12 protein-coding genes and 3 pseudogenes are annotated in these 18,588 nt (G+C 62.0%); 10 read left to right on the top strand and 5 right to left on the bottom strand.

The annotated features are described in order from the left end of the window. Positions 1-37: 37 nt before the first annotated feature. The gene (locus E3T41_RS10480; protein WP_198416409.1) at positions 38-292 is read right to left on the bottom strand and encodes a hypothetical protein; all 255 of its coding nucleotides are present in this window, start codon (positions 290-292) and stop codon (positions 38-40) included. 335 nt (positions 293-627) lie between these two features. Between E3T41_RS10480 and E3T41_RS19025 the strand changes: the two are divergent. From E3T41_RS19025 to mobF, 5 genes and pseudogenes are all read left to right on the top strand, one after another. Continuing rightward, a pseudogene (locus E3T41_RS19025) lies at positions 628-797 on the top strand (relaxase domain-containing protein); the annotation flags it as partial. A gap of 538 nt (positions 798-1,335) precedes the next feature. Then, positions 1,336-3,306: an AAA family ATPase gene (locus E3T41_RS10475; protein WP_134478496.1), complete on the top strand. Its 1,971-nt coding sequence runs from the start codon at positions 1,336-1,338 to the stop codon at positions 3,304-3,306. 11 nt (positions 3,307-3,317) lie between these two features. Beyond that, the gene (locus E3T41_RS10470; protein WP_241991121.1) at positions 3,318-5,936 is read left to right on the top strand and encodes an AAA family ATPase; all 2,619 of its coding nucleotides are present in this window, start codon (positions 3,318-3,320) and stop codon (positions 5,934-5,936) included. A gap of 151 nt (positions 5,937-6,087) precedes the next feature. Continuing rightward, positions 6,088-6,285 carry a hypothetical protein gene (locus E3T41_RS17940; RefSeq protein ID WP_166791541.1) on the top strand — a complete coding sequence of 66 codons (198 nt, stop codon included), beginning with the start codon at positions 6,088-6,090 and terminating at the stop codon, positions 6,283-6,285. A 499-nt stretch (positions 6,286-6,784) separates the two neighbouring features. After that, positions 6,785-10,276: pseudogene (gene mobF, locus E3T41_RS10460) on the top strand (MobF family relaxase). 367 nt (positions 10,277-10,643) lie between these two features. Here mobF and E3T41_RS10455 read toward each other — a convergent pair. The 4 genes and pseudogenes from E3T41_RS10455 to E3T41_RS19020 form a co-directional block, all read right to left on the bottom strand. After that, on the bottom strand, positions 10,644-12,029 hold the full coding sequence (locus E3T41_RS10455) for an MFS transporter (RefSeq protein ID WP_134478492.1): 1,386 nt from the start codon (positions 12,027-12,029) through the stop codon (positions 10,644-10,646). Between the two features lie 45 nt (positions 12,030-12,074). Further along, the gene (locus E3T41_RS10450) at positions 12,075-13,280 is read right to left on the bottom strand and encodes a cytochrome P450 (protein WP_198416408.1); all 1,206 of its coding nucleotides are present in this window, start codon (positions 13,278-13,280) and stop codon (positions 12,075-12,077) included. A gap of 114 nt (positions 13,281-13,394) precedes the next feature. Then, a complete protein-coding gene (locus E3T41_RS10445; protein ID WP_241991120.1) occupies positions 13,395-14,102 on the bottom strand; it encodes a LysR substrate-binding domain-containing protein in 708 nt (235 codons plus the stop codon). Between the two features lie 39 nt (positions 14,103-14,141). Beyond that, positions 14,142-14,369 (bottom strand): annotated as a pseudogene (locus tag E3T41_RS19020) (LysR family transcriptional regulator); the annotation flags it as partial. 140 nt (positions 14,370-14,509) lie between these two features. Between E3T41_RS19020 and E3T41_RS10440 the strand changes: the two are divergent. The 5 genes from E3T41_RS10440 to E3T41_RS10415 all read left to right on the top strand — a co-directional run bounded on the left by E3T41_RS10440 (position 14,510) and on the right by E3T41_RS10415 (position 18,584). Further along, positions 14,510-14,827, top strand: coding sequence for a 2Fe-2S iron-sulfur cluster-binding protein (locus E3T41_RS10440; protein WP_134478488.1), 318 nt, complete (start codon positions 14,510-14,512; stop codon positions 14,825-14,827). 1 nt (position 14,828) lies between these two features. After that, the gene (locus E3T41_RS10435) at positions 14,829-16,058 is read left to right on the top strand and encodes an NAD(P)/FAD-dependent oxidoreductase (RefSeq protein WP_134478486.1); all 1,230 of its coding nucleotides are present in this window, start codon (positions 14,829-14,831) and stop codon (positions 16,056-16,058) included. Between the two features lie 561 nt (positions 16,059-16,619). Continuing rightward, positions 16,620-17,006 carry a sulfate permease gene (locus E3T41_RS10425; protein ID WP_134478484.1) on the top strand — a complete coding sequence of 129 codons (387 nt, stop codon included), beginning with the start codon at positions 16,620-16,622 and terminating at the stop codon, positions 17,004-17,006. A 76-nt stretch (positions 17,007-17,082) separates the two neighbouring features. Then, positions 17,083-17,349: a hypothetical protein gene (locus E3T41_RS10420; protein WP_134478482.1), complete on the top strand. Its 267-nt coding sequence runs from the start codon at positions 17,083-17,085 to the stop codon at positions 17,347-17,349. 8 nt (positions 17,350-17,357) lie between these two features. Beyond that, positions 17,358-18,584, top strand: coding sequence for a hypothetical protein (locus E3T41_RS10415; protein WP_134478480.1), 1,227 nt, complete (start codon positions 17,358-17,360; stop codon positions 18,582-18,584). The last annotated feature ends 4 nt before the right edge of the window (positions 18,585-18,588 follow it).

Genomic DNA, 18,588 nt, shown 5'->3' with positions numbered 1-18,588 from the left:
TCGGTTACCGAAGGCCGAATGAAGTCCACTACGGTTATCAACAGCCAGCATTGGCAGCGTAGAAGAATCCACTAATTCCGCTGTCCGAAATACCCGCGGCAGGCCAGTTCTTCTGAGCAACGTCGTGTGTCTTGTCCTCGGCGACGTTAAGCGAACCGTTTCGGAGTCGCGTTATATTACTCTGCGAACGGCCATAGGCGAGGAGCAACTCGAAAATGAACTCACGGTCGTAGGCCTCCCGACTGCCCATTGGGGCGACGCGTTCTTCGACTGCCTTGAGGTTCAGCTTCACTGGGCGATTCCTTCTTTTTTGGAGCGGCACTGTGCAACTTCCACCGGCATTGGATGGGTCAAGCTTATTGACCTTCAACGTGCCACCTCGCAATGACCCGCGCCCACGGACACGGCGCGCCGTGGCCTTTCAAGAGCCCCATGATCTTCACCGGACTGCGGCAGGCTCTTCTCCATGACCGCCACGTCTAGCAGCGACTTATCGCCCCCCGGACCTTGCTCGAACAGGCTGAGTCCGGAGTCAAAGAAGTCCCAAATTTTGGATCCCACGCCTCTTGCAGATCGAGGCGGCACACCTTCTACGTGAAAGCGGAGGAGGCCGTGGTTACGGTGTCGATGCGGGTGATGAGCGCCGCGACGGATACAAATACTTGCTGCGCACCGTCGCTGCCGGCGACGGGCAGCGTTCGCTCTCCACGCCCTAAACCCCTTACTACAGTGCGAAGGGCGCGCCGCCAGGTCGATGGATGGGAAGCGGTCTGCCAGGCCTCGTCTCCGGTCCCTTGCCGAACTCACCGCGGCCCGGCGCGAACGAGTGGAGCGAGTGCTCGGTGCGCCCGCGACGAAGTGGGTGACCACGGCAGCCACAACATCGCCGGCACTCGTGCTGCGTGCCGAGGACATGCCGCGCGAGGCGCTCGATGAGATCGGGTCGAGAGTGATGATGAGGGCGGTGTGCGAGAAGCGTGCGACCTGGCGCCATTGGAACCTCGCCGCGGAGGCGGCACGCCAGCTGGCGCAACAGCGATTCGCTGCGGCTGTCGGCGTCGGATCGCGAAGCGGTCATCGGCCTCGTCGTGGATGCCGCCCACGTGTCGTACCTTTAGCAGTTCACCTCTCGGAAGACGATTGAACATCATCAAAACGCACTGTAGAACACGCTCACGCGCTCATCGCGAATGGACTTGTGACTGATGCTGGTTTGAAGAGCTTGGGTGATGCCCTATCTTCATAACAAGGGGGGTTCAAAGATGGGAACGAGTCGCGCGTGATCCAGAAGCTCGATGCTCTTATCGAGCTGGGATTAATAGGGGGCCGAGAATAATGAGGCTTATTTCTGCCCGCATCCGTGGTTACGGTCGCATTGTCGACTCCAAGATCAACCTCGATGCGAAGGTCATCGCCATTGTCGGTCCGAATGAGGCCGGAAAGACAACGCTCTTGAAGGCGCTCGGACATGTAAATCGCGGTGAGGCTGTGCCGGTGCCCCAGCGCTCACGTGGTGCAGAGGTATCTGATCAGACCCGTGTCACCACTTTCGACTACGTCGTTGATGACGCCGACAAAAGGGCACTCGCCGATCTTGACTTATTTGAACCGCCTACTCGTGCCTCAATCGCACGATCAGCTGCCGGCGACAATCTCATAGTCGACCTATCTCCCCATCCAGTGAAGTCAGTTAAGGCGCTCCAGGACGCGGCAGAATGTTTGCGCGCCTCATTTACAAACACGTCTCTCGACAAGTGGATCGACCCCAACACAACGTATGCCGATCCGGAGTCAGATGCGCCGCGTGACTATCGGAAAGAACTCCAGGCGACCATCGAAGCGATCGATGCCGCCATCACTGAACCGGGGAGCGTCCTTTCGGAGGAGATAGTCGAGACTACGCGGTCATTACAAACAGCAACGCTCGATGACGCTGAATCTAAGCAGCTTCGCGAGGCATACGGCACGATCGTCGTCTGGGCGGAGCGAGAAGACCCCGCTGCAATTGCACGCGATCGGCTCTGGCAGCGCGCACCTGACTTCATCATGTTCAACGAGGCGGACCGCTCAATTCAGTCCGCGTACACGTTTAACGATGCACTCGCTAATGAACCGCCAGCCGCGCTCGAGAACTTGGCCGGTACGGCGTCGCTCGATCTCACCCAGCTTCTTCATTTCGTGCGGACGGGAGATATTGCCCGTCGACGGTCGGCAATCGTGCAGGCCAACAGTCGCATGGACACGATTTTTGAAAGGGCGTGGAAACAATCGAATCTGTCAGTTCACTTCGATCTGGATGGTGACCAACTGCGTATCGAGCTGATGGAGGATGGTGACAACGTCACTGTTTTTGACGAGCGAAGCGCGGGCCTAAGGATGTTCGTCGCATTGATCGCATTTTTGAAGGTGCATGGTTCTGGTCGCTTACCGATCCTCCTCATCGACGAGGCGGAGAACCACCTGCATATCGATGCGCAGGCCGATCTGGTAAATATGTTCGTCACGCAGGAACATGCGGTCAAAGTTATCTACACGACACATAGTCCCGCATGTCTACCACCTGACCTTGGTACTGGAATCCGTGTCGTCGTACCGCGTAAGGACAATTTTCAGGTCAGCGACGTAAGGAACAGTTTTTGGCAAAGTGGGGCGGGTTTCTCGCCTCTAATGCTTGCGATGGGTGCGGCGGCGGCGGCCTTCACCCCTGCACGTTTCGTCGTGTTGGCTGAGGGCGCGACCGAGATGATCCTTCTACCAACGTTGATACGAGCTGCGACTGGCAAGACTGATCTGCCGTACCAAGTGGCACCAGGATTGTCGGAGGTGCCGAACGATTTCTTGCCGAAGCTGGACCTCGAAGCGGCTCACGTCGCATACATGGTCGACGGTGACGACGGTGGGGCGAACTTGAAGACGGCGCTCACGGAGGCTGGCGTTCCAGAGAGACTTATCGCGGATCTCGGTGTACCGGGAATTGAGAACCTGCTTGCCCAGGAGGACTATCGCGCAGCTATCGCCGCGCTGCTGCCGGAATGCAATCCGGACGTCGCCGTGAGCGACTTGCCCGAGGTTCCGTCTATTCCCGTCCTGGATGGCGGCTCGGTTGCGAAGTGGATGTATGGCTGGATTAGAGACAAAGGCTTGAAGGTTCCGTCCAAGGTTGCGGTTGCCAACTGGCTGGTCGAGAACCAGCGTTCCACGCCCAGTGCTGCAGGAGTCGCGGTGCTTACCGCTCTTCACGCGAAGTTGCTTGGTGCTCTCCGGATATCCACAATTCAAGAGTCGGCCGACAAAAGAAGTAAGTGAGGCAACACGACATGAGCGGTGAAGTGACAATGACGACCGTCGACCCAGACGGTGAATCCGGATTAGTGGAGCCAGCGGTCGCTGAGCTTCTCGACCCGAGGGCACTCCTCGCTGACTGGGCGAATGCCAAGGATGAGTGGGTGCGCCTACTCGTAGCCGAGGTCATTGCGACCGCGCGTCCTGTCGGCGAGTCAACGGCTGAGAAGGCATATCAGCTATTTCGCCAGGAAAAGGCCCTCGACGAGCGTGAACTGCCAGTCGTCCCTCAGCTCAACATCGAAGCCCGTCAGGACGAGTCAGCGCCGCCGCTGACCCTGACTCGAATCTCTGAGGTTCACGGCATCAATGCGCTGGTATCTGGATCGGTGATCGAGCCTCATGAGGGCTTGACAATTTTGTACGGTGAGAACGGTACCGGCAAGACCGGTTACTCTCGCGTCTTCAAGGCGCTCGCGAACAGCCGCACTGCCGACACGATCCTCGGAGATATCGAAGCGGACGCCGTCGAGGAACAGAGTGCAAAGCTCGAGTTCACACTTGGCGACCAAGCGCAGACCCTCGCCTGGGCCGGTGACCGAGGGGTTTCACCATTCACGAGAATGTCGATCTTCGATAGCCCCGCTGTCACGGCGCACGTCGATGAAGACCTTGACTACGTATATGTCCCGGTCGCGCTGGCACTTTTCAAGCACGTCACTGTGGCGATCCAAGCGGTCACAGGTCACGTCGATTCCACTATTGCTGAGCTGAGCTCCGGGAGTACAGGGCTGCTCTCTCGGTTCCAGCGCGGTTCAATGATCTATCCGCTAATCGAGGCACTCGGCGCATCCTCCGATCTGGTCGATCTCAAATCGAAGACCAAGGCTGGCAAGGGCATCGACGCTGAGCTCGATTCGCTTACCCAAGCGGTCGCGGCTCTACGCGCCAATACGATGGGCACTCAGATCACGGCCCTCAAAAGCCAGCAGCGTGTATTGGCCCAGGCAGTGGCTGCAGCTGACGCCCTGTCCGCCTTCGACCAGGCAGCGTACAACGCGGCTCGGGTCACACGGATACAACTTGGGACTGACTACGAGACGTTCCGCAGCGAACTATTCGCGGCTGCTGATCTGCCCGCTGACCCAGACGACACATGGAACGACTTCATTGAGGGAGGCGATACCTATCGCCAGCATCTTGTAGCTCTCGGAGTGCACGACGCGGATCGATGCCTTTATTGTCGTCAACCGTTACTCGACCCCGCGCGAGATCTTCTCACTCGCTACTCGACCTACCTCGAAGACAAGATCTCGGCGGACATCCGCACCACAGATACCGCGCTGACTGCTTTCAATCGTCATATCTCCAGTATCCAGGGCAACGACATGACCGCGTTCATGGAGGAGCACAAGGACTCCGACGAGGCCGACCGCCCTTCATATTTCGCGCAGGTCGAGGTAATCGAGAACACTCGGAGCGCGATAGCCGCTGCCCTCGCCGACAGTCAGACAGCCGACATCAAAATCACAGACCTGATCACTCCAGCGAAAAGCACGGTCTCTAGTGCTTTGACGACCGCTGGCATGAGCATCTCCGAGCTTGAGAACCAGCAGCAGAATCGCGTAAAGGTCCTCGACGATAAGCAGACGGAGCTATTGGAGCTCAAGGACGCAGTCGAGCTCGGCAAGTCCTGGCCACTGATTGAAACTCAGGTCAAGAGCGCCAAGGAAGCAGACCGGCTTCGCACCCTCAAAAAACCGATGCCGCAAATGGCCAGAGCAATCACAGAACTCTCCAAGACCGCCAGCAACAACCTAATCAACCTGAGCTTCGACGCGCTGTTTCTTGAAGAGTGCGAAGCGCTCAGGACACCGCCGATGAAGTTGCAATTCGTCGGACGGGACGGCAAGGCCCAGCGTCGTAAAGTTATGACCGGTAAGCACAAACCGTCGAAGGTGCTCTCTGAAGGTGAACAGAAGGTGCTGGCCCTAGCTGACTTCTTGGCCGAGGCGCGACTTGCGGGCATTACAGCGCCGGTGATTTTCGATGATCCGGTGTCGAGCCTTGACCACCGTCGCGTCAACGAGGTCGCTCAGCGGATTGCTCAGTTGGCCGACAGCATTCAGGTCATCGTATTCACCCACGACATCCTTTTCGCCACGACGCTCTTAAATCTCTCCGAGAAATCGAAACGCTGTTCGCTCTTCCAAATCACGGACGAAAGCGGCAAAGGACAAGTCACCCGAGCAACTGGTTTGCGCACGGACTCGCTAAGCGCAATCCGAGGACGAATTAATGCTTCGATTCAAAATGCGAAGGCCCAGGAGGGCGAAGTACGAGATGCGCTTGTGCGGATGGCATACAGCCATATTCGGGCGTGGTGCGAAGTCTTCACCGAAGAAGAGCTGCTGAAGGGTGTCACCAAGCGCTATCGCGCGAACGTTCAGATGACCACCCTCCCGAGCATCGACGGTAGCAAACTCGACGAGATCGGTCCTAAGGTAGCGGAAATGTTCGAGGTTGCCTGTCGGTACATTGATGGGCATTCCCAACCGCTTGTGACGCTGGGGGTCAGTCCTACCCTCACCGGCCTGGAGCAACACTGGACTGAGCTTCAAAACCTCAAGAAGGTCAACGACGGCAAGTCATGACACGGAGCAATGCCGCGCTTGTCCACCTTGTTGCCATGAGGGTCGCGCGTGTCTATGCCTCGCTCCCTCAGTCGGCTGAGGACCGTGGTCGCATTGACGCCCCGAGGCAATCGCGAGCGTCGTCGCCACGAGCCGGAGGCTTCACCGGGCGATGGTCGAGCAGCTGCAAGCCGGTGGCGAGATCGAAATGTCCGTGGTCCTCGCGGTTCATTTCGCCGACGGCTCGATTGTGAACTTCGGCCAGAAATCGGGGCGCCTGCTCGTTGAGAGCGGCGCGGTGGTTCTCGCGATGAACGTGGATCGTGGCCTCGGTTCGGCAGGTACAGCAGACAGTGAGGACCGAGAATGACCCCGGGGATTGAGAACAACGGCCCGGGATCTGTCCCGGTCTCACGCGCTGACATTCAGACGATTACGAGCGCCCTGCTCGTTCTGACTATCGTGAGCGAGACGATCACAGCCGAGTGCTTTAGGAGCGAGCCTCCTCCTGCTTCGTACGCAAGCGGGATCTTTTACTCCTATGACCAGGACTCGGGGGAGAAGCACGTAAGATCGCTAGCCCCGTGCCCTTCATCCCTCTGGCCGGCACCATCATCTGCCGCAAGGGCGAGCAGACCTTCCGTCAGGACTACGGGACTTGTTCGGTCATCCTTCATACGGGAACGTGTGCACGGAGGTCTAAACGACGGAAATAGCTCCATAGGCGCGGTTTGACCGATCGTTCGTGAGAAATCTGAGCCGTCTTGGCTGAGCCTGGTGTGGAAGTAACTAAGGGAATTCGCCAATCCTCCTGTGGGTCGGTGCGCACCTTCGTCACGATGACGGAGGTGCAACCGGTGACGGTGTCGATGCGGGTGATGAGCGCCGGCGACGGGTACAAATACCTGCTGCGCACGGTCGCCGCCGGTGACGGCAAACCCCTCCTGTCGACCCCGCTCACTCGCTACTACACCGAGGAAGGCACACCGCCGGGCCGATGGATGGGCGGTGGACTCCGAGGCCTCGGCGGGGAACACATCGTTGAAGGAGGCGTCGTCAGCGAGGCACAGCTACAGCTCCTTATCGGATTGGGGCGAGACCCGGTAACCGGCGAACCTCTTGGTCGCGCATACCCGGTTTATCGCACTGCCGCCGACCGCGCCCTGGACGGGCCACGCGATGACGGTGGCGGTCCTACCGAGCGGGCCGCGGCATCCGCTCTGGAAGAACCGGAGGCAAAGCGGCGGCGGGCTGTTGCCGGTTACGACTTCACGTTTTCGATTCCGAAGTCGGCGAGCATCCTCTGGGGTGTGGGCGACGCGGCCACGCAGGAGCGCATCGCGGCGGCGCACAATGCGGCGGTGGCCGAGGTGCTGGCGTACATGGAGCGCGAGGTCGCGGCGACGCGCACTGGCACGACGGCGCAGGGTGGCGCGGTGGCGCAGGTGGATGTGACCGGCCTGATCGCGACGGCGTTCGATCATTTCGACAGCCGGGCCGGTGACCCGCACCTGCACACGCACGTGGTCATCAGCAACAAGGTGCAGACCGTGCTCGACGGTAAGTGGCGCTCCCTCGACGGCCGGCCGATGCACGAGGCCGTGGTGGCGCTGTCGGAACTGCACGAATCCCTGTTTGCCGACGAGCTCACGCGATCGCTCGGCGTGCAGTGGCAGAGACGGGAGCGGGCGCGAGATCGCCACGCCGCATGGGCGATCAGCATTGTTCCCGAAGCGCTCGTCGCGGAATTCTCGTCGCGGTCCCAACACATCGATATCGAGACCGACCGGCTGATCGAGGCGTACGTGGTCCGCCACGGGCGGCGTCCGAAGCCGGTGACGATCATGAAGCTGCGTGCGCAGGCTACGCTCGCCACGCGTCCGGCGAAGCAGGTGCACTCGCTGGCGGATCTTACGGCGGCGTGGCGCGAACGTGCTGCACGCGTGCTCGGGCACGACCTGTTGATGGTTGCCGAGTTGTCTCCGGTGTTACTGCGTGCTGAGGATCTGTCGCGCGAGTCTTTGGATGCGCTCGGGATGAGCGTGATGACGGCCGTCAGCGAGAAGCGCGCCACCTGGCGGCACTGGAATCTCACCGCCGAGGCCGCGCGCCAAACGATGCCGTACCGTTTCGCGTCGGCATCCGATCGGGAAGCCGTCGTCGGCCTCATAGTGGATGCTGCCGCGCGCGCGTCCCTGCGCCTCACGCCACCAGAGCTCGCCTCGAGTCCTGTGGAGTTTCAACGCGATGACGGGACGTCGGTGTTTCGCCCGAAGCATTCCGTCGTGTTTACGTCGACGGAGCTGCTCGACGCTGAGTCTCGGTTGCTGGAGCGTGCTGCGCTTTTGACTTCACCACGCGTGGCGCTCGGTTCGGCTGCCTTTTCGCGGTTGCCGGGTGGTGGGCGGCTCGCCGACGACCAGCTCGCGGCGCTCTCGTCTGTCGCTGGTTCGGGTCGCGTCATCGATGTTCTGGTGGGACCGGCCGGCGCCGGCAAGACGACGGCGATGAACGCGCTTCGGCGGGCCTGGGAATCAGCGTACGGGGCAGGGTCGGTCGTCGGGCTGGCTCCCTCGGCCGCCGCCGCGACGGTACTGGCCACGGATCTCGGGATTGCGACAGAGAACCTGGCGAAGTGGTGGCAGTCCCATGTCGACCAGGGTTCGTCGTTTCGGGCCGGGCAGCTCGTGATCATCGACGAAGCTTCCTTGGCGGGCACAATGCCGCTGGATCGGGTGACCGCGTTGGCTGCTTCGGCCGGCGCGAAGGTGCTGCTGGTCGGTGACTACGCCCAGCTGCAGTCGGTCGACGCCGGCGGCGCTTTTTCGCTGCTCGTGCACGATCGAGCGGATGCTCCCGAACTCATCGACGTGCACCGCTTTGTACACGAGTGGGAGAAGACGGCATCCCTCGGGCTGCGCCAGGGCAACGCCGACGTGATCGACCGGTATGCCGCGCACGACCGCCTGCGTGACGGCAGTACGGAGGCGATGGCGGATGCTGCCTACGAGGCGTGGCGGGCGGACATCCGCTCGGGTAAGTCGACCGTGCTGATCAGCGACTCGAACGAAGCCGTCGCGGCGCTGAACGTGCGCGCCCGCACCGAGCTGATTCTGGAGGGCCGGGTGGACGCGCTGCACGAAGTCGCCCTGCACGACGGAACCCGCGCCGCCGTCGGCGACACGGTCATCACCAGGCGGAACGATCGGCGGCTGTATGCGTCTCGCAGTTGGGTGCGCAACGGGGACCGGTGGAACGTTATCGGCGTGCAGCGGAACGGTTCGGTCGAGGTGCAACGGCAGGGTCGGCGGTGGGGGAGCACGGTGCTGCTTCCTGCGTCGTACGTCGCTCAGCACGTCGAGCTGGGCTATGCGGTCACCTCGCACCGGGCGCAGGGCATCACGACTGACACCGCGCACGTCGTTGTCGCGCCGAGTATGCCGCGCGAGAACCTGTACGTCGCGATGACGCGGGGACGCGAGGCGAACACCGCCTACGTCGCCGTCGACCGGCCCGATGCCGCCCATGTCGGTCCGCGGCCGGGCGACGCTGCGGACGTGACGGCGCGCAGCGTCCTGTGTGGCATTCTGCAGCACGTCGGCGCCGAGCTGTCGGCGCACGAGACTCTGGCGGCCGAGCAGGATGCGTGGGGTTCGGTGGCACAGCTCGCGGCAGAGTACGAGACCCTCGCGGCGGCCGCGCAGCACGACCGGTGGGTCTCGGTGGTGCGAACGAGCGGTCTCTCGCCTGGTCAAGCTGACGCGGTGATTGAGTCGGATGCTTTCGGCCCGTTGATCGCGGAGCTGCGGCGAGCCGAGGCCCACTATGTCGACGTGGCGAGCCTGTTGCCGCAGGTGGTTGCTGCTCGCGGGTTCGAGGATGCGCAGGACATCGCGGCCGTACTTCTAGCTCGAGTGGCGTCGGTTGTCTCGCGCGATACTGGAGCGGGTCGCACGCGGCGTGCGCCACGCCTCGTCGCCGGGCTACTCCCGCGTGCGCTCGGGCCGATGGATGCTGCCATGCACCAGGCATTGGCCGAGCGAGCCGACCTGATCGAGTCGCGAGCGGCCGCCGTGCTCGACTAGGCGCTGCTCGCGGGGGAGCCCTGGACTCGAGCGCTCAGCCCCGCGCCCCGCGGGGCATCCGCCGCCGCGTGGCACCAAAGCGGATGCACCATCGCTGCCTACCGAGATCGCTACGGCATCGTCGGTGCGAAGCCACTTGGAGCAACACCGGAGTCGGCGGCGCAGAAGCTCGATGCCGCCCGCGCAGGTGCCGCGCTCAAGGCGGCGCAGAGGCTTGTGGAAAGTCAGGCTTACGACGCACGCAAACGATCAGTCTCTGTGGCCCTCGCACGGTGATTCGCCAGACTCGGAGGCCAAACGGATCGGTAGCGACAAGCAATGCTGCGTTCGGGTGGGCATGTCGCTTGTTAATGTCAGGGGGCCGCGCTGAAGGAACTAGCTTTATTGCCTGGTTGGCTGGGGTGTGTTCGGGGGATTCATTCGATGTTCGGGTGGCGGGGCCAGAGTTCGTCGGCGCTCTGGCCCTTACACTCCCAAGGCGTGTGGAAGGTGAATTACCGAGAATGACGATGCCCTGCTCAACAGCAGCGGGGCATCATGTTTCGAACCTGCTGCGGAAGCGGGAGCTGCCATCCGCGCGGAGCTGATGGTGCTCGCCAACCAGCGCATCCCGTGACTAAGCCACCGGACCGGAGGAGGGGTATCAGCCTTTGGCTGCCATGCCGTAAATAGGACTGGTTCTCTGTTGACTCGAGTCATCCAGGCCGAGCGGTATGCCGGAGCGGTCACGCAGCAGTAGCGTGGCGAGGAGACCCACCGTGGTCATGCCGAGGAGATACCACGTGACCGCGTCTGTGGACCCCGTCGACTGCACCAGTGCTGTGGCGATCAGTGGAGCGAAGGCGCCACCCAGGATCGCTCCGAGCGCGTAGGAAATAGATACTCCTGAGAAGCGGATGGCTGCGGGAAAGAGTTCCGAGTACATGGCTGACAGCGGGCCATAAGTGATTCCGATGCCCACGGATAGGATCACCAGCGCTAGGAAGAGCAAGCCGAAGGACCCCGTGTTGACGAGGGGGAACAATGTGGCTACGCCGATTCCCTGGGCGATCCATCCGATGATGAACGTGCTGCGACGGCCGATTTTGTCGCTCAGCCAACCCCCGAGGGCGGTAGTCAGGAGCCAGACGACAGACGCTCCGGTGACTGCCCAAAGTACGGGTCCGCGGTCGTGTCCAATGGTGCCCTCCGGGTTTGTTGCGTAGTTCTGGATGTAGCCTCCGGTAGTCATATAGCCCACCGCGCTGCTCCCGGCGAAAACGAGGGCCGCGATGATCACAAGAAGCAGGTGATCGCGGAATAGGACAACTATGGGCATCCTCGTCTTCTCTTTGCGCTCGGCAAGCTCACGGAAAACGGGGCTCTCTTCGACGCGGCGACGGATGTAGTACCCGATGACGATGAGTACGACGGAGAGCAAGAATGGGATCCTCCACCCCCAGGCGAGGAACGCGTCGCCGGGTGCGATCGCTGCCATCAGCGCCATCATGCCAGAGGCGAGGAGCAGTCCAAGCGGAACACCGATCTGAGGTGCCGAGCCGAATAGACCGCGCTTTGTCTTGGGCGAGTGCTCAACGGCCATGAGGGCAGCACCACCCCATTCTCCTCCGGCAGAGATGCCCTGGAGAACCCGGAGCAGGATGAGGAGGATTGGAGCGGCAACGCCAATGGCGTCATAGGTGGGCAACAACCCGATGAGCGCGGTAGCGGAACCCATCAGGATGAGTGTCACCATGAGAACGCCTCGGCGCCCGTACTTGTCGCCGAAGTGCCCCGCTAGGAAGGCGCCCAACGGCCTGAAGAGGAAGCTGATGCCGACGGTGAGGAACGACAGCAGGATCGCCAGCTGCGGCCCCGCGGGTCGGAAGAAGAGCTCTCCGAACACGAGGCCCGCTGCGGCGGCGAACACGAAGAAGTCGTACCACTCGACGGTCGTACCGACGATGGTCGCGAAAACGACGCGCCGCCGGTCGGTGTGCGTTGAAATTGTTCCCGTGGGGGTGAAACCTAGATTCTGTGATGTTGTCATGCGCCCTACTCCTTTGTGTGACGTCGCTTTTCGATGTTTGATGCGCTACCAGGTGACGGGAAGCGTGGTGATACCGCGAAAGACCCAACCTTCCCAGTGCAGGGGCCGGCTCTCGTCTATCCGGATATTCGGGATCCGTTCGAAGAGCCGTGGCACGGCGATTTCGCCCACTGCGGCTTTGGTTGCCCATCTGCCAGCACACATGTGTACGCCGCTGCCGAATCCGAGGTGTCCGCGTGCGTTTCGAGTGATGTCGAACTCGTTGGCGTTGGCAAAGACGTCTGCGTCGCGGTTCGCGGAGCCGAGGAGAAGCCCAACGTTCGCTCCCGCCGGGATCGTGTAGCCGAACCAGTCGACGTCCGAGGTCGTCTCGCGGGGGACCATGCCGATAGGGGAGAGCCATCGGACGGTCTCTTCAAAGGCCGCGGCCCATTCGGCGTCGCCTGTGCGAAGCGCTGTGAGCTGGTCGGGATGGTTGCTCAAGGCCCACACCATGCTGGTGATCATGTGCTGCGGCTCGTTCATCCCACCTGAGATCGTCAGGTGCACGTTGGCGCGAACAACATCGTCGGGGAGGCCGACCTGGAGCAAGTGGGAGGTGACTGAGGCATCCGGTGCTTTGGTCATTCGGGGCAGGAGCTCGTCGAGGACGGCGTTGACTTCGGCCTGACTTTCTTCGCATCGGCGCCAGATCTCGGGTTCGTCGAGGATGTTTCCGATTCCCGCGATGTAGTTGGTAGACCAGCGTCGCATGTCTTCGACGTTGACCGAGGCTGGAAAGCCGAGGATGTCGATCAGGTTCTGGCTCGCGACGGGAGCAGCGAAGTCGAGGTTGAGGTCGGCGTCAGCGGGGCCGACCTCGAGGAGGTGATCTATCCACTTCTCCACGTTTTCGGCAAAATGAGGAGACCACACGTTGGTCACTTGTCGAGGTCGGAGCGTGGGATTGATGGCGCTTCGCTCGTCGGCGTGCTCAGGATCATCTTTGCGTAGCATTGGACGACCGCCGAGTGCGCGCATCATTGTCAGGTTCGTATTGGAGAAGGACGAAAACGTCTCCGACTGCTGTTCTGCCGCTACCACCGCAGGGTGTGTCGTAAGGAGGTACCGACCGAATTGCGGGACGTATACAACCGGCCCCAGCTCCCTTAGTCGCTCGTAGGAAGAGTACGGGTCAGCCAAGAGTTGCCCCGGGTCGATCCAGTCTGCCACCGGGGGAGTGGAAATCGGTCCAATCAGCGAAACAGCCATGAACGCTCCTTTGCGTCTCGGGCACACCACCACAAGCGGCGGAGCCCCTAAGCGAGTATGCGCGGCGACTGCGTTCGGCGAAAACGGTACTCTCCGTCGAAGTTCCACGGATTACTAGTGGAAGTCGGGCGAGAGCCCCGCAGCTCGCAGACCGATGCCGACCTCCGCACAGATGTCAATAAGAGCGGACACTCTGGGGGGAACTCTTCCTGGCGACCAAGCAACCAAAGCGTTGACACTTCTGGGCCGCGGTCGAATCGGCAGGTAGACCACCTGACCGCCATCCCAGGTCTGAGCGTCGATTGCGCGTCGCATCAGTAGTGAGTAACCCAAACCTCGGCCGACCAGCGATCTGCACAATTCGTAGTTGTCAGTTCGGAATGCGATTTTCGGTGTGATCGCACGGGTCGACATGAGCTCGAGAGTGTGCACTCGGCTGGAGGAGATGTCGAGCAGCACCATCGGCTCATCAGCGACATCGTCGAGAGTGGCTGTCTCGTTTTGCGCCAGCGGATGGTCGGACGAAACGACGATGCATGCCTCAGTCTGGTACAACGAACGACGATTCAGCTCCGGAGGCACGTCGATGTCGAACGTGATTAGCAGGTCCAGATCTCCTTGGACGAGCAGGTTGAGGAGCGAGGCCTGATCCCCGGTTTTGAAGTCGATGTGGACTGAGGGGTGACGTTCCGAAGTTGCACTGATGAGTTTCGGAAGCAGGACAGGTGCCAGCGTGTCGATTGCACCCAGTCGTACGGGTCCGGTGATGGCGGACACGCCCTGACCTACGGCGGCACTCAATTCCTCGGCCTCGCTCAACATTCTATGAGCGATGGGGAGTATCGCCAGCCCGTCTGAGGTCAACGTTGCCCCTCGCGATCGCCGCCGATTGAAGAGCGTCGCACCGACAGTGCGTTCCATTGACGTCAGGGCGTCGGAAACCGCCGAGTCGGAGGCGTTCAACACGATGGCGGCGGCGGAAATGGACCCGGTCTCGGCAATGGCGAGGAAGCACTCGACCTGACGAAGAGTGAACGCGGCGGATGGCCGCCTCGTGCCACCGCTGATGAGGGATTCCGTTATGGCCATGCTGCACCCTACCCCGGTTTACCCGGGTAAGAGTTGCGAGAAATCCCGGTTTACATGAGGATGACCGCGGCGCACCATTGTTGGACGGGTCGTTGCAGCTCCGAGCGCCACTGATCCCCTTCAACGAAGCAGGAGGCCACATGCCGAAGATTACCTATATTCACCCCGACGAATCAAAAGATATTGTCGACATCAATGCCGGTACCAGCGTGATGCGTGCCGCCATCCAAAACGGGGTCGACGGCATCGTGGGCGAGTGCGGTGGCCAAGCAATGTGTGCAACGTGCCACGTGTACGTTCTCGATGCACCCGCTCTTCCCGCACCGTCGGAGGACGAGGAGGAGATGCTTGAGTGCACCGCCGACGAACGTCTTCCCGGTAGCCGCTTGGGCTGCCAGATTAAGGCTGGTCAAGATTTCGAATCGCTCACGGTTCGCCTCCCCGCTCGGCAGGTGTGAGATGGCTGCAGCATTGGAAGGTACGGCAGTCGTCATCGGCGCAGGCCAAGCCGGCGTGACGGCTGCAGCGTCACTCCGAGAGAACGGATGGACCGGGCCGATTCATCTTGTCGGAGCTGAGAGCGGAGCGCCGTACCAACGCCCCCCGTTGTCCAAGGGGTATCTTGCGGGCACTGAAACCGAGGAAGATCTCGTGCTGCGCGCGACAAGTCTTCTAAACCGGGACCGGATTTGCTACCACGACTCCACCACGGTCCGCGCGATCGATCGCGACAGGAAGCTGATCGATGTTGGCGACAACACCCTCAATTACAACGTCTTGATTCTGGCGACCGGCTCAACGCCACGTCGCCTTGAGGTGCCAGGCTCCGACGCCCGCGGCGTCCTGACGCTGCACTCGCACGGCGATGCGGTCGAACTGCGCCACGCCCTTGCCGAAGCTCGACATGTTGTCATCGTCGGCGGCGGCTTTCTCGGACTCGAGATCGCATCCTTTGCCTCCCTTCGCAGCTCTGTCACCGTGCTCGAGCGCTCGGACCAAGTCCTCAGGCGCGCGGTCAGTCCACCGATTGCCGAGGTGCTGGCCGATCACCACGAACGACACGGTGTAAACATCAGGTATCGGGTGGAGGTTGCAGCGCTCAAGACGAAGGATGGCGCCGTCACCGGGGTGCGCCTGAGCACAGGCGACGTCATCCCCGCTGACGTGGTGGTCGTGGCAATCGGAGCGACTCCTAACGTCAGCCTCGCCGAGAAGGCATCGTTGGTAGTCGACGGCGGTATCGTCGTCGACGAGCGCTTGCGCACAAAGGACCTTGCCATCCGCGCGATCGGGGATTGCGCGCGCCATTCTAACCTTCATGCTGATATGCCGACGAGGTTGGAATCCGTTCAGAACGCTGTCGATCAGGCCAGGTTCGTCGCGAAGGACCTGACCGGAGTTGCCGACGGTGCTGGCTACTGTTCAGTCCCTTGGTTTTGGAGTCACCAGGGTGATCGGAATCTCCAGATCGCGGGCGTCGCCCGGCCTACCGACGCCGCGCACGTCGTTCTGCAGGACGAGTCGACCGGCAAGATGACCGTCAATCGCATCCGCGACGGGTGGATCGTGGCTGTAGAGACCATGAACAATCCGGGAGCACATATTCGCGCTCGGCGGCTTCTTGCTGCGGGTCCAGTGGCCGACCCGCACCTCGCGGAGATGGGGATGCGTCGCGTCAGCACTGCCTGAGGCAGTCAGCACGTTGGACGGGTCGAGGCTGAGAACATCGTTCCTAGCCCGGATCCCGGGGGATGTCGATGTCTGGTTCGCCGAGTGGCAGGTCGCCGAAGACGGGTTGAACGTTGAAATCGACGAACGCGTGCACTGGGATCTGGTGTCGATGGATCAGGACCGCCCTATTCGATCCTGGTGCGCGGCATCGAAGCGGATATTCTCCCCACGACACAGCGCCACGGCACGGGAACCCTCACCTACGGTCCGCAGGTCGGCGGATGGCGTTCCTCCGGCGATTGACGAACTCGAGCCGCGCAGGGTCACAATCAACCACGGTGATGACAGCTATGGGGCGAGCGAGTTGACTCCGGCGGCGCCGCGGCGCTGAGCACCGCGCCGGCCGCGCGCGCCGTTGCAGCGGGGGAGCATCTGCTCTGGAATGTCTGCCCCTATCGCCCGAGGACATCCAGTTCTACAGTGCTTTTAGGCAACCTCTTAAACGCGCCGTGGCTCGTTGCGATGGTATGACTTTCAGTCCTTCAGGTTCTTGTTGCCAAACAACTGAAAGGCCGCGCCATGTTTGAATTCATACTGGCAGCCACCGCCCGCAGCTACTTCTTCATGCGCCGATTCATGCCGACCGCAATTGTGATCGACGCGATCAACACGCGGCGCGGGCTGAAGTGGGGCGTGCCCGCGATGGTGCTCGCCGTTCCGTATGGTCTTGCTGCCATCTACTGCAGAGCCCAGATCGACGCCGCCGGGCCCGGATGGTTGAACGTGCTCATGCTGTTATTTCTGTGGACCGCACTCAAGTTCGTTCTTATCGGGCCGATCAGCCTGCTGAAGTTGATGGCGGTCCGCGCTCGTGAAGCCGTGGCGCGCCGTCGCATGACGCGGGCGCTGCTCACTGACGGCGGCGAGCGCTTCGATGAGCCAGTGCTCGTGCCGAGACACGGCTGACGCCACGTCTCAGCCGGCGTACCTCCTGGTAGCGGCATGATTGGCTCACACACGTCCGCCTACAGGAGGCTTCACCATGACGATCCCGCAGGAGCAGTTCGACGACCTGCTCAGCCGCACCGCGTTGGCAGCGCTGTTCTACTATCCGGAGATCGCGGTCGATGAGGACGGCCCCAACCTGCAGAACGACATCGCGTATTGCCTGGAACCCGTGGCCGCGATCGCGAACGAGGATGCCGAACGGCTCCGCGTCGCAATCGGGCGTGTAATCACGAATCCGACGGCGCATCGCTCCGAGCTGCTGGCTCTCGTCATTGAGCTCGCCCCGTCGTCTGATGCGTAGCGACGATCATGAACGACCCATCTGAGGAAGGCGACGCGGCGCGGAAGGCGCTGGCGGAGCATCCGTCTGACGAGGCGGAGAAGCGGCGCCAGTATGTGGCGGCGAATCGTGACCGGATCCGCGAGCTGAATCGGCTCTGGCGATCAGAACATCTCGACCGAGCCCGGGAGCTCAATCGTGATTCGATGCGTCGGGCCGCGGCCCGCCGGCATCGTGAGGCGGAGGTGCGGGCGCGGGGGAGGGAGCGGGCGAAGCGCTGGCGGGTGGAGCATCCGGAGCGCCGGCGTGAGTATCAGCAGCGATGGGTGGCGGAGAATCGCGAGAAGGTGCGCGAGTACTACAACCGCTACTACGAGGCTCATCGCGATGAGGTGAACTCCCGGGCCGCGGCCAGGCGGGATGCGGACCCCGAGCGCACCAAGCAGATCACCCGGCAGTGGGCCGAGCGCAACACGGAGCGTCGGGCCGAGCTGCAGCGCAACCGGCGCAGCGATCCGGAGATCTACCAGTCCGAGCTGGAGGCCAACGCGGCCGCGCGACGGCTCAAGCGCAGCCTGAGTCGGGCCGGCCTCCCGCCGAAGCGCATCCACCTGGCGACTGCGGCCGAGCGCCGGGCCAACGAGCGCGACGCCGACGCCTATTTCAACGACCCGTCGCGGCCCGAGCATCTACGGCAGTTCACGGTGTTCGCCGAGTCGCTGACCGAGCATATGCTCAAGAACGGCGCCCGCATGCGGGAGTTCGCCGAGGCGTACGTGTCGTCGAGAGCGCGCGTCGGGCTCCCACCAGTGTCGGTGGAGGACGTCGTCTACGCCCGAGCTATCGAGATCGTCGCAGAGCGGATGCGCCGGGTCGATTTGCTGACCGGCCGCGACGTCGCCGCGGCCGTGCGCAGTACGAAAGCTGCGGTGCTTCGGGCGGAGCGGCAGCGGCAATTCGAGGGGCTCGTGAGAGGTATAACGGCCCATGTGCACAGCAATCGTGCACGGTTAAGTTTGGAATCGAAGATGGAGAACCAGGCGAGAGTACGTGTAGGAAAGCCGGGTGAGCCAGGCGAGTCACTGGTGGTCTGGCTCGCAATGCGCGAGATTGTTGGGCGCGTGCCCATCAGTAGTCTGTCGATGGAGGATGTTCGGAACGCCGTCCACATTGCGAGGCTGCATTTTTTGACGTCCTCTCAAGCGCACCGACGCGCGGGCGACGATCAAACTCACGCGCGGTGGGTCGGTCGTTAGCGAA

This window comes from Cryobacterium sp. Hh38 (genome assembly GCF_004403235.1).
GTDB lineage: Bacteria > Actinomycetota > Actinomycetes > Actinomycetales > Microbacteriaceae > Cryobacterium > Cryobacterium levicorallinum.
This window is presented reverse-complemented; position numbering and strand designations above follow the sequence as displayed.

Bases quoted from the DNA above. Each gene is read 5' to 3' on its own strand.
- E3T41_RS10475 (WP_134478496.1), top strand. From the start codon at position 1,336: ATGAGGCTTATTTCTGCCCGCATCCGTGGTTACGGTCGCATTGTCGAC.
- E3T41_RS10470 (WP_241991121.1), top strand. From the start codon at position 3,318: ATGAGCGGTGAAGTGACAATGACGACCGTCGACCCAGACGGTGAATCC.
- E3T41_RS17940 (WP_166791541.1), top strand. From the start codon at position 6,088: ATGGTCGAGCAGCTGCAAGCCGGTGGCGAGATCGAAATGTCCGTGGTC.
- E3T41_RS10455 (WP_134478492.1), bottom strand. From the start codon at position 12,029: ATGACAACATCACAGAATCTAGGTTTCACCCCCACGGGAACAATTTCA.
- E3T41_RS10450 (WP_198416408.1), bottom strand. From the start codon at position 13,280: ATGGCTGTTTCGCTGATTGGACCGATTTCCACTCCCCCGGTGGCAGAC.
- E3T41_RS10445 (WP_241991120.1), bottom strand. From the start codon at position 14,102: ATGTTGAGCGAGGCCGAGGAATTGAGTGCCGCCGTAGGTCAGGGCGTG.
- E3T41_RS10440 (WP_134478488.1), top strand. From the start codon at position 14,510: ATGCCGAAGATTACCTATATTCACCCCGACGAATCAAAAGATATTGTC.
- E3T41_RS10435 (WP_134478486.1), top strand. From the start codon at position 14,829: ATGGCTGCAGCATTGGAAGGTACGGCAGTCGTCATCGGCGCAGGCCAA.
- E3T41_RS10425 (WP_134478484.1), top strand. From the start codon at position 16,620: ATGTTTGAATTCATACTGGCAGCCACCGCCCGCAGCTACTTCTTCATG.
- E3T41_RS10420 (WP_134478482.1), top strand. From the start codon at position 17,083: ATGACGATCCCGCAGGAGCAGTTCGACGACCTGCTCAGCCGCACCGCG.
- E3T41_RS10415 (WP_134478480.1), top strand. From the start codon at position 17,358: ATGAACGACCCATCTGAGGAAGGCGACGCGGCGCGGAAGGCGCTGGCG.